The following is a 12,878-nucleotide window of genomic DNA, read 5'->3' as shown; positions in this document are numbered from 1 at the left end:
CGGCTTTTTGTGGTGTGAAGCGGCGGCATGTGGCGTGTCGCCGTGGCGTGCGCGCGAAGCCGCAGCTCGCTTACGCGAGCCGGCACGTGCCGTCGACGATCGTCACCGAAGGCCCGCCGATCCAGATCTTGCCGCGCGCATCGTCGTAGTGGACCGACACGTGGCCCGCGCGCCCGAGCGCGGTGCCCTGACGCGCCGTGTAGCGTGCAGCGGGACGACGGTGCTGCAGGTTCAGCAGACCCGCGAGCGCGGCATTGGCGCTGCCCGTCACCGGGTCTTCGCCGACACCGAAGCCGCCGCCCGCCATCAGGCAACGGACCTCGAACGTCGCGGGGCCGTCGGCGTCGTGTGGTCCATACACGGCGACGCCGTGCGTGTCGACCGAATGCGCGAGCTCGGCGAGCGCCGCCGCGTCGGGTTCGAGCGCGAGGCAGGCGCGTGCCGAATCGACCCGCACCACGAGCCACGGCGCACCGTTGTCGACCGCGCATGGCGGCGCGCTGAAGTCGATCGCCTGACTACGTAAAGCCGTAGACAGCGCTTCGTAACGATGCTCGGCGAGCGGTGTCACGCGCGCGGGCGGCGCGGCGAACGCCCATGCGCCGTGCATGTTGTCGCCGCCGTCGAGCGCTTCGAGTTCGACGAGACCCACGCCGCATTGCTGGATCAGCTTGCCGGCCTGCTTCGGCTGGTAGCCGCTTTCGCGTAAAGCATGCGCGGTGCCCAAGGTCGGATGACCCGCGAACGGCAACTCGCCCCCCGGCGTGAAGATGCGCACGCGATAGTCGGCGGCCGCGTCGGTCGGCTTTAGCAGAAACGTGGTTTCGGACAGATTGGTCCAGCGCGCAATGGCCTGCATTTGCGCGGTATCGAGCGCGTCGGCATCGAACACGACGGCAAGCGGATTGCCCTTGAACGGTGTCGACGTAAACACGTCGACCTGTTTGAAACGAACGGTGTGAGCGGACATCGACAGGCCCCGGTGCAATGGACATTGAGGGAGTTCGCGGATTCTATCCGCCTGCGCGGCGGCGATCCACCGTCGCCATAAAACAGAAACGCGCCGCCGGTGCGTGACACCGGTCGGCGCGTTTCAATCGCAATGCGGCGTGAATCAGGTGCCGATCTCGCGCGACACCGCACGCATTGTCACATCGCGTCGATGCTATTGGACCTCGGCGATCAGCTCGATCTCCACGCACGCGCCGAGCGGAATCTGCGCGACGCCGAACGCCGAGCGCGCGTGCTTGCCGCGTTCGCCGAACACGTCGGCGATCAGTTCGGACGCACCGTTGGTGACCAGATGCTGCTCGGTGAATTCGAGCGTCGAGTTGACGAGGCTCATCAGCTTGACGACGCGCGTGACGCGGTTCAGGTCGCCGACGTGCGCATGCAAGGTGGCGAGCAGATCGATCGCGATCGAGCGCGCGGCGGCCTTGCCTTCCTCGGTGGAGAGCGTCGCGCCGAGCTTGCCGACCCACACCTTGCCGTCCTTCTTGGCGATGTGGCCCGACAGGTACACCGTGTTGCCGCTTTGCGCGCTCATCACATAGGCCGCTGCCGGCGCACCCGCCGCCGGCAATTCGATGCCGAGTTCCTTGAGCTTGTCGTACACATTCGATTGAGCCATATCGTTTCCTCGTTTCGGTGAGATTGCATGAATGCAGGCGGGGCGAAGTCCGCCCGCAACGCGCGTGCAAGCTTCGCCCCGATGGCAGTGCGGCTAACGCCGTTCAGATTTTCGCGCGCACGAGTGCGGCGAGACGCGCCACGCCTTCGTCGATTTTAGCCGGTGGCACCGTGACGAACGACAGACGCAGCGTGTTGTGCTGCGCCTCGCTCGCGAAGAACGGAGCGCCCGGCACGAACGCGACGTTCTGCGCGACCGCTTCCTCGAGCAGCTTCATCGTGTCGATGCCCGCCGGCAGATTGACCCAGATGAACATGCCGCCTTCCGGACGGTTCCAGCTGACGCCTTCGGGCATATAGCGTTCGAGCGCGGTGAGCATCGCGTCGCACTGGTTGCGATACAGCTCGCGGATCGTCGGCACGTGCGTGTCGAGAAAGCCGTCCTTGACCACCTCGTGCACGATGCGCTGCGTGAAGCTCGGCGTGTGCAGGTCGGTGGCCTGCTTGGCCTGCACGAGTTTGAAGATCAGCTCCTCGGGCGCGATGATGAAACCGACGCGCAGACCCGGCGCGAGCACCTTCGAGAACGAGCCGAGATAGACGATGTGATCGGGCGCCATCGACAACATCGTCGGCAGCGGTTCGCCCGCGTAGTCGAGCGCGCCGTAGGGATCGTCCTCGATCACCGGGAACGGCGCGGTCTTCGCGAACTCGGCGAGCGCGCGGCGGCGTTCGACCGGCAGACGGCGGCCCGTCGGATTCTGGAAATTCGGCTGCGCGTACAGCAGACGCGCGCCATTGGTCAGTTCCGGCTTCAGGCCCTCGGGGATCAGGCCCTGCTCGTCGGTTGGCACCTGCACGTAGTGCGGCTCGTACATCGAGAACGATTGCAGCGCGCCGAGGTAGGTCGGCGTTTCGACCAGCACGGGGCTATCGACGCAGATCAGCACCTTGCCGAGCAGGTCGAGCGCCTGTTGCGAGCCGGTCGTGATCAGCACCTGCGACGCACGGATCTGCGCGCCGTTGATCGAGTAGCGCTGCGCGACCCATTCGCGCAGCGGCAGATAACCTTCGGTCGCGCTGTACTGCAGCGCCGCGGCGGGCGTGTCGCGCAGGATGCGGTCGGACGCCTCGCGCATGCGCTCGGCCGGGAAGGTGGCAGGCGAGGGCAGGCCGCCGGCGAAGGAGATGACTTCGGGCCGTTCCGTGACCTTCAGGATCTCGCGGATCGCGGAGCTCGTGAGCTTGCGCGCGCGTTCGGACAATTGCCACGTCGGGGCTTTCAGGTCGCTTTGGTCCATGATCTCCTCTGGTATTTCTGGAACCGGTCAAAAATTTCAATTATCGCGCGACTGGCCAACCATTGCCGCTGGGGTGCCACCGGGGTTGCCACGGGGGTTGCCCAATCACGCGCTGTTTATCCGAGGGTTCGAGAACCCTCGGGTGTTTCGAATTCGGCGACGAGCGCCGCCGCGCCGTCGGTCGGCTGTACGTCGAGCAGATGCGCGGTGCCGAACCAGCGCAGTTGTTCGCCAATCAGCTCTGGCCGCGGATGCACGGCTTTCAACGCTTTCAGCGCGAGGTTCGTCGGCGCCAGCGACTGCGACGGATGCCGCGTCGAGTCCCACTGGATCAGCGAGGGCAGCACGCCGTCGCCGGCGCCTTGCCACGCGGGGAACGACCCGTCGTCGGGCACCGTCAGGCCCCACGTGAAATCGCCCCGCGTCATCGGCACGACCGGCGCGATGCGGTGCGGATACTGCGCTTGCCACGTCGCCAGATGCTTCGGCCGTTCGACGCGCGCGACCCAATGCGACAGATACGGCCCGTTTTCAAGTCGCGCCTGCGTCGCCGGGTCGTCGAGCGCGAACAGGCGCGGGCGCGGCGCGGTGCCATCGGTTGCCTCGGCCGCGGCGTGCGGATCGATGGCGATCACTTCCAGGTAGACCCCGCCCCACAGGCCGAGCAGGCGATTGTGGGTCCGCATCAGCGGATGCGCGCCGCCGCCGGCCGGCGCGACGCCGAGCGTATCGGCGACGTACTGGACGCCTTCGTCCAAGGTGCGCGCGGAGACGACGAGGTGATCGAGACTGAGCGATTGGGCTGTCAGGGTGGTCATGGCGGATCGACGGAAAACGCTGTTCTGTGCAAGGGCCAGTTGCGCGCCACGCTTGTGGGCAGCGCTGCCGGGGCCGTAAGCATAACCGTTTGCCGGATCGGCGGGCCATACGTATGGATTTACATGGTGTCACCAGCCGCGCTGGATTCAAATGTAACGGCCGTGACCTGCACAGTAACGGTACAATCGGCGCGATACTGTTCGGTACAGTTGGAGTCCGTCATGTCCGTCCCGCTTACCCAGATTCCCGCCCCGCACGACACCGCGTCGTTGACGCTGGTCGAACAGCTCGTCCAGTGGGCGCGGCGCCGCATCGAGGAGCGCGTGTTCCGCCCCGGCATGCGCATGCCGTCGATCCGCAAGCTCGCGCTCGACAAGGGCGTGTCGCGCTTCACGGTGGTCGAAGCGTACGAGCGGCTCGTCGCGCAGGGTTTTCTGGAGTCGCGGCGCGGCTCCGGCTTCTATGTGCGCGAGCGCCAGGGCGGCGCGGCGACGGTCTCCGAGCTGCGCCCGCGCGCCGAGACGCTGCCCGCGCCGGCCAATATCGACGTCGTGTGGCTGCTGCGCAACATGCTGCACACGGGCGCGCGGCCCGAGCGCAGCCCGGGCCTCGGCTATCTGCCGGCCCGCTGGCTCGACGGCGACCTGATCACCAACGCGCTGCGCACGCTCGGCCGGCAAAGCGGCATGCAGATGCTCGGCATCGGCACCGCGCAAGGTTTCCTGCCGCTGCGTCAGCAGTTGCAGACGCGGCTCGAGGAGTTGGAGATCGGCGCGTTGCCCGAGCAGATCGTGATGGTGTCGGGCGTCACCCAGGCGATCGACCTCATTTCGCGCATCTACGTGAAGCCGGGTGATGCGGTGATCGTCGGCGATCCGGCGTGGTTCCAGATGTTCGGCTGCTTCGCGTCGCAGGGCGCGCGGCTCGTCGGCATGCCGTACACGCCGAACGGCCCCGATCTCGACGCGCTCGAAGCGCTGGTCCAGGAATGGCGCCCCAAAATGCTGGTGATCAACTCGGTGCTGCAGAACCCGACCGGCACCTCGCTGAGCGCCGCGCAGGCGTTCCGCATCCTGCGGCTTGCCGAGGCGTACGACTTCATCGTCGTCGAGGACGACATCTACGGCGACCTGTGCCCGCCCAGCTACGCGGGTACGCGGCTCGCGAGCCTCGATCAGCTAAAGCGCGTGATCTACCTCGGCAGTTTCTCGAAGACGCTTGCGCCGAATCTGCGCGTCGGTTTCATCGCATGCGCGGCAGAGGTCGCGATGGTGGTCGCCAATCAGAAGATGCTGGTCGGCATGACGAGCCCGGAGTTGAACGAGCGCGTGATCTACAAGATCCTGACCGAGGGCCACTACCGGCGGCACGTCGAGCGCATTCGCGCACGGCTCGACGGCGTGCGCGAGAAGGCCGTGCGGATGATCGAGAAGACCGGCATGAAGCTGTTTCTGACGCCGACGGCCGGGATGTTCCTGTGGGCCGACACCGGCGTCGACGCAGGCGCGCTCGCCGCGGCCGGGCACGAAGCCGGCTATCTGCTGACGCCGGGCGGGCTGTTTTCGCCGCAGCAGTCGCCGAGCACGTGGATGCGCTTCAACATCGCCAATTGCGGCGATCCTGAATTACCGGCGTTCCTAAGCCGTTATCTCGACGGCGTCGCGCGCCGGGCCTCTTGAAACCGCGCCGGAGCGTCCCCATTTGCGCGGACGATCCGGCGGTCCGGCGCTCCGGCACGGCGAGCCCGAACCGCGGTTGGAATCCGCTTCGGCCGCCGCTCATCCCCCAATTCGCAACAGAGAGGAAGTCCGACCATGGCACAAGAAACCATGAGCTTTCAGGCAGAAGTGAAGCAACTTCTGCAACTGATGATCCATTCGCTGTACAGCAACAAGGAAATCTTTCTGCGCGAGCTGATTTCGAACGCGTCCGACGCGGCCGACAAGCTGCGCTTCGAGGCGATCGAAAACAGCGCGCTGTACGAGAACGATCCGAACCTGCGGATTCGGGTGTCGTTCGACAAGGCCGCGCGCACCATCACGATCGACGACAACGGCATCGGCATGAGCCGCGACGAGACGATCGCGCACCTCGGCACGATCGCGCGTTCGGGCACTAGGGAATTCTTCGGCAAGCTGTCGGGCGACCAGCAGAAGGACGCGGCGCTGATCGGCCAGTTTGGCGTGGGCTTCTACTCGGGCTTCATCGTCGCGGACAAGATCACCGTCGAGACGCGCCGCGCCGGTTTGCCGGCCTCGGAAGGCGTGCGCTGGGAAAGCGCGGGCGAAGGCGATTTCGCGGTCGAGACGATCGAGCGCGCCGCGCGCGGCACGACCATCACGCTGCATCTGCGTGCCGATGAGGACGAACTGCTGTCGTCGTATCGGCTGAAGTCGATCATCCAGAAGTACTCGGACCACGTCGCGCTGCCGATCCTGATGAAGAAGGAAGAGTGGGACGCGGAAAAGAGCGAGATGGTCACGAAGGACGAGGACGAGACCGTCAACCAGGCGAGCGCGCTGTGGACCCGTTCGAAGAACGACATCACCGACGAGCAATACAAGCAGTTCTACCAGCACATCTCGCACGATCATCAAGATCCGCTGACGTGGACGCATAACCGCGTCGAAGGCCGCAGCGAGTACACGCAACTGCTGTACGTGCCGGCGCACGCGCCGTTCGATCTGTGGAACCGCGAGCAGCGCGGCGGACTGAAGCTGTACGTGAAGCGCGTGTTCATCATGGACGACGCCGAGCAACTGCTGCCCACGTACCTGCGCTTCGTGAAGGGTGTGGTCGATTCGGCCGATCTGCCGCTCAACGTGTCGCGCGAAATCCTGCAGGAAAGCCGCGACGTGAAGGCGATCCGCGAAGGCGTGACCAAGCGCGCGCTGTCGATGCTGGAAGAACTGGCCAACGCGGACAACGACGCCGATAAGGAAAAATACGCGGGCTTCTGGAAGGAATTCGGCCAGGTGCTGAAGGAAGGCATCGGCGAGGACTTCGCCAATCGCGAGCGCGTCGCGAAGCTCGTGCGCTTTGCGACGACGCATACGGGCACGGCCGAGCAGACCGTGTCGCTGGCCGACTACGTCGCTCGCATGAAGCCCGAGCAGACGAAGATCTACTACGTGACCGCCGACACGTGGCAGGCCGCGTCGAACAGCCCGCATCTCGAAGTGTTCCGCAAGAAGGGCGTCGAAGTGCTGTTGCTGACCGATCGCGTCGATGAATGGATGCTGTCGTTCCTCAACGAATTCGACGGCAAGCCGCTGCAAAGCGTCGCGCGCGGCGACCTCGATCTCGGCGCGCTGAACGACGAGGAAAAAGTGGCGCAGGAGAAGATCGGCGAAGCGTTCAAGCCGCTCGTCGAGAAGATGAAGGAAGCGTTGAAGGACAAGGCGAAGGACGTGCGTCTGACGTTCCGCCTGACCGACTCGCCGTCGTGCCTCGTTGCCGACGACGGCGAAATGAGCGGCTACCTGCAGCGCATGCTGAAGGCCGCGGGCCAGCAGGCGCCAGAGTTCCATCCAATTCTCGAAGTGAATCCGGAGCACGCCCTCGTGAAGGGTCTGCATGCCGATAGCGCGAATTTCGATGACTGGTGCCATCTGCTGTTCGATCAGGCACTGCTCGCCGAAGGCGGCGCGCTGGAAGATCCGGCGAGCTTCGTGAAGCGGACCAATGCGTTGCTGCTGTCGCGCGCGGGTTGAGCGTGAGCCGAAAGCGTTGATGTCGTTGCTGGATTGACGCCCGGTAGTTGAGAAATGCGCTGCTTCGGCAGCGCATTTTTTTGCCTTCTGGTTTGCGTCGGCTCCCCTGCCTGAAGGAGCGCGCACGATCGCCGCGGTCGTCGCCGCGAAAAATTACCGTCGGAGCACGCCGCTATAATCCGACACCATGCCTATCCGTTTCGATCCCGCCGATGCCCACTGGCGCGTCGCGCCTTTGGCCACTTTCAGCGCCGCCCAGAAAGACTGGCTGACCCGCGGCGGTTCACTGACCGCGCACCTGCGCGCGCTCGGCGCGGTCGCGGTGCGCGTGACTCGCGAAGCCGTCGCGCTGCCGTGGCCCGACGAAGCCGCCGCGCTCGGACTCGCGCCGCGCGCGCCGGTGTGGGTGCGCGAAGTGGTGCTGTCGGTCGATGGCGTGCCGTTCGTCGCCGCGCATAGCGTGACGCCGCGTGCCGCGAGCGTCGGCGTCTGGCAGGCGACGCGCCGGCTGCGCACCCGGCCGCTCGCGGAGTTGCTGTATAGCGATAGCAGCGTCGCGCGTTCGTCGCTGGTGAGCCGCAGGGTGGGGCAGCGGCATCCGTTGTATCGGTTGGCCGCGCATGAAATCGACGGCGGCGATCGGCATGCGCTGGTGGCGCGTCGCTCGGTGTTCGAGCGGCATGGCGCGCCTTTGATGGTGACCGAATGCATGTTGCCGGCACTGTGGGAGCATTTGCGTGCGTTGGACGCGGCCGCTCGCGCGCACGCTGCCGCGTCGGGCACCGGCGCGGCGCATATCGCGCACGCGCGGGTGCGCGAGCACGGTCGTCCGCTCGATCACACCGCGTCGCGTGCGCACAGCGTGCCGCGTAGCGCCGACGAGCGGAGCCGCTGATGTCGTTCAAGCGTTGCTTTGCGCCTGTCGTCGACGCTGATACGCGGGTCTTGATCCTCGGTAGCTTGCCGGGCGAGGTGTCGTTGGCTCACGGCCAATACTACGCACACCCGCAGAACAAATTCTGGTTACTGGTCGGTGAAGCGATAGAACGGGATCTGGTTGATATGGACTATTCGACGCGTCTCGAGACGTTGCTCGAACACCATATCGGACTATGGGATGTCGTTGCCGAGGCTCGTCGAGCAGGAAGCCTGGATAGCCGGATTCGCGACCATGCCAGCAACGATCTGATTGCTCTGATCGATACGCTGCCGAAACTGGCTACCATCGCCTTCAACGGGGGGACGGCGGCCAAAATCGGGCTGAAAGCGTTGGGCGAGCGGGGAGTGCAATATCGGCTTGTCCGTTTGCCATCGAGCAGTCCCGCCCATGCCTCGGTTTCATACGCTCAAAAGCTGGACATATGGCGACGGCTAACCTGGGTCTGATCGACCGACAGGATGCCATTCGCGGTCATAGATCGAGCGCAAGAAACCGTGTGCCTTCGACTGGATTCTCGTAGTAGGGCGCGGTTTCGACGAACCCTAACCGCTCGTAGATGCGCTGTGCAAAACGGGTTTGCGGAACCGTGTCGAGAACCAGCGTCGAGAATCCCAATGTCTTCGCTTTCCCGATCACCGATGTGACCAGCGTTTCGCCAAGCGACAACCCTCTGAATGCTTCACGAACATAGAGCCGTTTGATTTCCGCAGTCTCTGCCGTATGGCGCAGCAGCCCCGCGCAACCGGCGAGCTCGCCGCCGGCGTCGGCGACGAAGAACATGCCGGATGGCAGCGTATAAACGTGTTCGAACGCGTCCATTTCTGCATCGAATCCGCGGTACGACAGATCCATATCCAGCCAGCGGACATACTCGCGGATCACGGCGACGAGGTTGTGCGTGTCGGCGGGGAAAACGGCTTCGCGAACGATCGGCCGCGGCGTTTGCATGGCGGCTCTCAGATCCATACGTCGTTTTCGGCCGTTCTTTCGTTGGTCGTATCGCCGGTATTGACGACGCCGCGCGGTTCGATGAGCAGCAGCTTCACCTCGGACTCGGCATACGGCTTGTGCTCGACTCCCTTTGGTACCACCGCCATTTCTCCGGGAAACAGTTCGATCGAGCGGTCGCGGAAGTCGATGCGCAACCGGCCTGCGAGGACGATGAACGTCTCGTCGGTATCGGCATGCCGATGCCAGACGAAATCGCCGACTATCTTTACGACCTTGAACTGATAGTCATTCATTTCAGCCACGACGCGCGGCTGCCAGTGGTCGTCGATCTGACTGATCTTGTCGAGCAGGTTGATGGTCTTGTATTGGCCGCGTTGCTCGGGTGTCGGCTGGGAATCGCTGTGCATGGTGGCTCCATTCGGGTGATACCTGGAACAGAGCATAGTCCCGCCGCCGGCGAGTGTCTTGAACGATCGTGCAAGCTTGCGTTAGCCGGCGCGCCGATCGCTCGTCATCGCGAGCCAACGTGCGGGCGGGATTCCGTATGCGTGGCGAAAATGTCGGGTCATGTGGCTCTGGTCGGCGAAGCCGGCTGCGGCCGCCGCGTCCACGAGGGAAACGCCGCGCAGCATCATCGCGCGCGCGGCTTCGAGCCGGCGCATGACCAGGTAGTGATAGGGGCTGGTGCCGTAAAAAGTTCGGAAATCGCGCGACAGGCTCCAGCGGTCCTGCCCGCTGAGGACGGCAAGTTCATCGAGCGTGACGGTATGCGTGCACGATGCGTGCAGATATTCGCGTGCTCGCTGCGCTGCCGCGAAATCCGCGGACCTGCGCGTCTGCCGCGCGCCCGAGGCGTTATCCAGCGCGAGCGCGAGACCGGCGAGCGCGTCGTCACGTTCGAGCGGCTCCGCGTCGCCACGCATCTGGCGCAGCGCTGTCTGCGTGGCTTCGAACAGGCGCGGATCGGTCGTGACGCCGCCTTCGACGAACGGCAGGGGGCGGCCGCCGAGGACTTCCTGGATCGCGGCGGGCTGCACGTAAATCATCTGATAACGAAATCCCTCGTTCGTGCCGGCCTGACCGTCGTGCACTTCGTCGGGATGCAGGACCATGGTCTGCCCGGGCAGGCTGGTGCGCAAACCGCGCCGGTAATGGAAGCACTGAACGCCGGCGAGGGTCAGGCCGATCGCGTAGGTGTCGTGCCGATGCATGGAGTACGCGTTGCCGTGGAAAAACGCTTCGATGCGTTCGACTCCGTGGGTGGATTCCGAACGGGAAATCCAGTCGGATTGGGCTTTCCGGGTATCGCCGTCCATCACACGCTCCGGCTTGGTTTGGCAGATCTGCGGGAACATCGATATCGGAGGATTGTACCGGTGCGAATGTTCGCACGCTTGGCATGCGTGATAGTGCGACTGACGTCAGTGTCTCGTCGCGGGTCCGCTCCTGAGCAATTGCCTACTCACTCAGTAACCGTTTTACTTCATCAAGGAGGGAAGCCGTCGTGTAGCCCCACAAAACAGGATCGAACTGGCGGCCAAACCGCTCCTTGAACTCTGAGTCCAACGTCTCTGGATAGTCGGCTTTGAATGAATCTATGTCAGACATGAGCGCGTCAATGTCAGTCGTTGACATTTTCGCGGTATAGGAAGAAACGAGTTCTTCTACTGAGTTTCCGAAAAGGTCAAAATCTTCGTGGAAACGAGAGCGAATCAACCCCGTCAGATTGCCATATTCCTCACCGTCAACCATACGATAAGCCTTCACTCCCTGTCTGCGTGTTGAGGGGCGCGTGCGTGAAAATGCCCGCGACAATGGCGGGCCTTCTTTATAGTCTGTCCCGAGCAATTGCCTACTCATTCAGTAGCCGCTTCAATTCGTCAAGGAAGGAAGCAGTGGTGTAACCCCACAACTCCGGGCCGAACTGGGAGCCATACGCCTCTTCGAATGCATCGTCCAGATTGCTAAAGTTCTCTCTCTCGAAGTTTTCAATTTCAACAAGTATGTTCCTTAAACTCTCTTGTGAACTATCTCTTCTGTAGCAACCTATGATCACTTTGATGGTGTTACCCCAGTACGAAAAATCCTCGTTAAGGTACACACCAAAGAGCTGGTTTAGTTCGGGGTACAGCGGATTTTCATTCATAACTGCGTCTCATAAGTCGATGAACGCCGTCAGGACGTAATAGGGCATTCCATTGTATATCTCCCGCTTAAGTACCACCAAAACCTTGTTTCCTTTCGCAAATTGTCCTGTCTTCCTGACAACCCCGTAACCCACGTCCCCAGATATGTGCCTTGTTAAACGCAACGGAGCACTCGTCGTAGACTGAGACCAGGATCTGATGCGGGTAGTTTCGCCCATCATCACTTCCGAAATGGCTTTCTCGGCAGTCTTCTGGTCTTTAAATGATGTCGCCGCTTTTATCCGCGGCTCATCTTTCAGTCTTTGTCGCAACCAGGCCTCATCTTTTCCCACATGCTTCAAAAGTGTATGCCCGCCAACCCCGCGAAGCGTCTTCGCTTCATGCATGTTCAGGTTGATCTCGCCCATCGTGATACGCGCAGCCCGCACCGCCTTGATTGACCCGGCAAAGCTGAACGGCACGACCATGTCAAGTGACAGGCCGATATTGTTGGCTATGTCAGGACTTGCCTTCATTGCCTCGGCCAGCTTCGTCGTGCCCTGCTGGGTCAATGTGGCCGTATCCTGGCCCGTCCAGACCTGACGCAAACCAGCCGCCGCCGTACCAGAACCATGTACGCCGAACACGACACACCCTGCCTTGGTGAGCATGGTCGGTTCCGGGATCACACACAACGCACTTGCGCCGACCATTTCCAGCACGCCACCGACGATTTGCAACCCGCCCCATAGCCGGTTGGAAAGCATTTCGGTCTGGGTGATTGACTGCCTTGCCAGTACCGCCGCCATTTGCGGCGCGCTGAGCACCACGCGCACGCCGTCCGCATCCTGTTGATACGACATTCCGAACTTCTCCGTAGCTGTCGGGACTGCCACGCTAGCAGGCGACAACAGGGAGAGGAATGGGCGACGGATGAAAATTCGGGTTCTGATTTATTCAGGCGTACTGCAGGACTGTCCGCATTGCAGGAAATGGATCGATCCGTGGCATTCGAACAGGCGATCGTCGGCGAAGCCGCCTTCTGGAACTGGCCATCGACATTGCTGGTGAATACGAACCCGCCGCTTCTTTTCGCCGATGCCCAGCGGCGCAAGCTCTCGAAACCCGCGTGCGGGACGGCGCGCCGGTCCAGGTTGAGCCGATGGCCGTAGAAACCCCATGCGCGGACCGGATCACGCAGGAAGGCTGTTCCATTGGCAATATCATGGAAATTGATTCCGCCGGTCTTCAACGCCGGATAAGCCGCCCAGAATCCGTGATCGCCTCGAAAGTCGGGTAGTCCGGAATCGACGCCCATGCCTGCGCCTGCCGTGATCAGAATGCCGTCGGCTTCGCGTATCCAGTCAGCCGCGATCATCATTTGCTCTGCCGTGTCCAT

Annotated in this window: 15 protein-coding genes; 4 read left to right on the top strand and 11 right to left on the bottom strand. The window is 63.1% G+C overall.

Going from position 1 to position 12,878, the window contains the following annotated elements; genetic code table 11:
* Positions 1-70 precede the first annotated feature (70 nt).
* The 4 genes from OKW38_RS14530 to OKW38_RS14515 form a co-directional block, all read right to left on the bottom strand.
* On the bottom strand, positions 71-970 hold the full coding sequence (locus OKW38_RS14530) for a PhzF family phenazine biosynthesis protein (protein ID WP_429335975.1): 900 nt from the start codon (positions 968-970) through the stop codon (positions 71-73).
* 195 nt (positions 971-1,165) lie between these two features.
* A complete protein-coding gene (locus OKW38_RS14525) occupies positions 1,166-1,630 on the bottom strand; it encodes a RidA family protein (protein WP_090803605.1) in 465 nt (154 codons plus the stop codon).
* Between the two features lie 103 nt (positions 1,631-1,733).
* Positions 1,734-2,930 carry a PLP-dependent aminotransferase family protein gene (locus OKW38_RS14520; RefSeq protein WP_090803607.1) on the bottom strand — a complete coding sequence of 399 codons (1,197 nt, stop codon included), beginning with the start codon at positions 2,928-2,930 and terminating at the stop codon, positions 1,734-1,736.
* Positions 2,931-3,046: 116 nt separating this feature from the next.
* The gene (locus OKW38_RS14515) at positions 3,047-3,739 is read right to left on the bottom strand and encodes a VOC family protein (RefSeq protein ID WP_429363768.1); all 693 of its coding nucleotides are present in this window, start codon (positions 3,737-3,739) and stop codon (positions 3,047-3,049) included.
* Positions 3,740-3,970: 231 nt separating this feature from the next.
* Here OKW38_RS14515 and OKW38_RS14510 point away from each other — a divergent pair, with 231 nt between their 5' ends.
* The 4 genes from OKW38_RS14510 to OKW38_RS14495 all read left to right on the top strand — a co-directional run bounded on the left by OKW38_RS14510 (position 3,971) and on the right by OKW38_RS14495 (position 8,848).
* Complete coding sequence (locus OKW38_RS14510) at positions 3,971-5,428, top strand: PLP-dependent aminotransferase family protein (RefSeq protein ID WP_429362023.1); 1,458 nt, start codon at positions 3,971-3,973, stop codon at positions 5,426-5,428.
* Between the two features lie 135 nt (positions 5,429-5,563).
* Positions 5,564-7,462: a molecular chaperone HtpG gene (gene htpG, locus OKW38_RS14505; protein WP_429362021.1), complete on the top strand. Its 1,899-nt coding sequence runs from the start codon at positions 5,564-5,566 to the stop codon at positions 7,460-7,462.
* A gap of 187 nt (positions 7,463-7,649) precedes the next feature.
* The gene (locus tag OKW38_RS14500) at positions 7,650-8,357 is read left to right on the top strand and encodes a chorismate--pyruvate lyase family protein (protein WP_429335978.1); all 708 of its coding nucleotides are present in this window, start codon (positions 7,650-7,652) and stop codon (positions 8,355-8,357) included.
* On the top strand, positions 8,357-8,848 hold the full coding sequence (locus OKW38_RS14495; RefSeq protein WP_187611035.1) for a DNA-deoxyinosine glycosylase: 492 nt from the start codon (positions 8,357-8,359) through the stop codon (positions 8,846-8,848). The genes OKW38_RS14500 and OKW38_RS14495 overlap by 1 nt, the downstream gene beginning before the upstream one ends.
* A 25-nt stretch (positions 8,849-8,873) precedes the next feature.
* On the opposite strand, the gene OKW38_RS14490 is transcribed toward OKW38_RS14495, so the two are convergent.
* The 7 genes from OKW38_RS14490 to OKW38_RS14460 all read right to left on the bottom strand — a co-directional run bounded on the left by OKW38_RS14490 (position 8,874) and on the right by OKW38_RS14460 (position 12,797).
* A complete protein-coding gene (locus tag OKW38_RS14490) occupies positions 8,874-9,350 on the bottom strand; it encodes a GNAT family N-acetyltransferase (RefSeq protein WP_184059782.1) in 477 nt (158 codons plus the stop codon).
* Positions 9,351-9,358: 8 nt separating this feature from the next.
* A complete protein-coding gene (locus OKW38_RS14485) occupies positions 9,359-9,760 on the bottom strand; it encodes a cupin domain-containing protein (RefSeq protein ID WP_429335979.1) in 402 nt (133 codons plus the stop codon).
* A gap of 81 nt (positions 9,761-9,841) precedes the next feature.
* Positions 9,842-10,669: an AraC family transcriptional regulator gene (locus OKW38_RS14480; protein ID WP_429362019.1), complete on the bottom strand. Its 828-nt coding sequence runs from the start codon at positions 10,667-10,669 to the stop codon at positions 9,842-9,844.
* 142 nt (positions 10,670-10,811) lie between these two features.
* Complete coding sequence (locus OKW38_RS14475; RefSeq protein WP_429362017.1) at positions 10,812-11,120, bottom strand: contact-dependent growth inhibition system immunity protein; 309 nt, start codon at positions 11,118-11,120, stop codon at positions 10,812-10,814.
* Positions 11,121-11,205: 85 nt separating this feature from the next.
* Positions 11,206-11,499: a contact-dependent growth inhibition system immunity protein gene (locus tag OKW38_RS14470; RefSeq protein WP_429356823.1), complete on the bottom strand. Its 294-nt coding sequence runs from the start codon at positions 11,497-11,499 to the stop codon at positions 11,206-11,208.
* A 9-nt stretch (positions 11,500-11,508) separates the two neighbouring features.
* On the bottom strand, positions 11,509-12,246 hold the full coding sequence (locus OKW38_RS14465; RefSeq protein ID WP_429363767.1) for an RNase A-like domain-containing protein: 738 nt from the start codon (positions 12,244-12,246) through the stop codon (positions 11,509-11,511).
* Positions 12,165-12,797: a Sir2 family NAD-dependent protein deacetylase gene (locus OKW38_RS14460; RefSeq protein ID WP_429363765.1), complete on the bottom strand. Its 633-nt coding sequence runs from the start codon at positions 12,795-12,797 to the stop codon at positions 12,165-12,167. Before OKW38_RS14460 ends, OKW38_RS14465 begins: the two co-directional genes overlap by 82 nt.
* Positions 12,798-12,878 lie beyond the last annotated feature (81 nt).

It is taken from the genome of Paraburkholderia sp. MM5496-R1, from assembly GCF_050436205.1.
Lineage (GTDB): Bacteria > Pseudomonadota > Gammaproteobacteria > Burkholderiales > Burkholderiaceae > Paraburkholderia > Paraburkholderia tuberum.
The sequence above is the reverse complement of the archived record's forward strand: the minus strand, read 5'-3'. Positions and strand labels throughout refer to the sequence as shown.

Bases quoted from the DNA above. Each gene is read 5' to 3' on its own strand.
- OKW38_RS14520 (WP_090803607.1), bottom strand. From the start codon at position 2,930: ATGGACCAAAGCGACCTGAAAGCCCCGACGTGGCAATTGTCCGAACGC.
- OKW38_RS14470 (WP_429356823.1), bottom strand. From the start codon at position 11,499: ATGAATGAAAATCCGCTGTACCCCGAACTAAACCAGCTCTTTGGTGTG.
- OKW38_RS14460 (WP_429363765.1), bottom strand. From the start codon at position 12,797: ATGGGCGTCGATTCCGGACTACCCGACTTTCGAGGCGATCACGGATTC.
- OKW38_RS14465 (WP_429363767.1), bottom strand. From the start codon at position 12,246: ATGCTTTCCAACCGGCTATGGGGCGGGTTGCAAATCGTCGGTGGCGTG.
- OKW38_RS14495 (WP_187611035.1), top strand. From the start codon at position 8,357: ATGTCGTTCAAGCGTTGCTTTGCGCCTGTCGTCGACGCTGATACGCGG.
- OKW38_RS14480 (WP_429362019.1), bottom strand. From the start codon at position 10,669: ATGGACGGCGATACCCGGAAAGCCCAATCCGACTGGATTTCCCGTTCG.
- OKW38_RS14525 (WP_090803605.1), bottom strand. From the start codon at position 1,630: ATGGCTCAATCGAATGTGTACGACAAGCTCAAGGAACTCGGCATCGAA.
- OKW38_RS14485 (WP_429335979.1), bottom strand. From the start codon at position 9,760: ATGCACAGCGATTCCCAGCCGACACCCGAGCAACGCGGCCAATACAAG.
- OKW38_RS14490 (WP_184059782.1), bottom strand. From the start codon at position 9,350: ATGCAAACGCCGCGGCCGATCGTTCGCGAAGCCGTTTTCCCCGCCGAC.
- OKW38_RS14530 (WP_429335975.1), bottom strand. From the start codon at position 970: ATGTCCGCTCACACCGTTCGTTTCAAACAGGTCGACGTGTTTACGTCG.
- OKW38_RS14510 (WP_429362023.1), top strand. From the start codon at position 3,971: ATGTCCGTCCCGCTTACCCAGATTCCCGCCCCGCACGACACCGCGTCG.
- htpG (WP_429362021.1), top strand. From the start codon at position 5,564: ATGGCACAAGAAACCATGAGCTTTCAGGCAGAAGTGAAGCAACTTCTG.
- OKW38_RS14500 (WP_429335978.1), top strand. From the start codon at position 7,650: ATGCCTATCCGTTTCGATCCCGCCGATGCCCACTGGCGCGTCGCGCCT.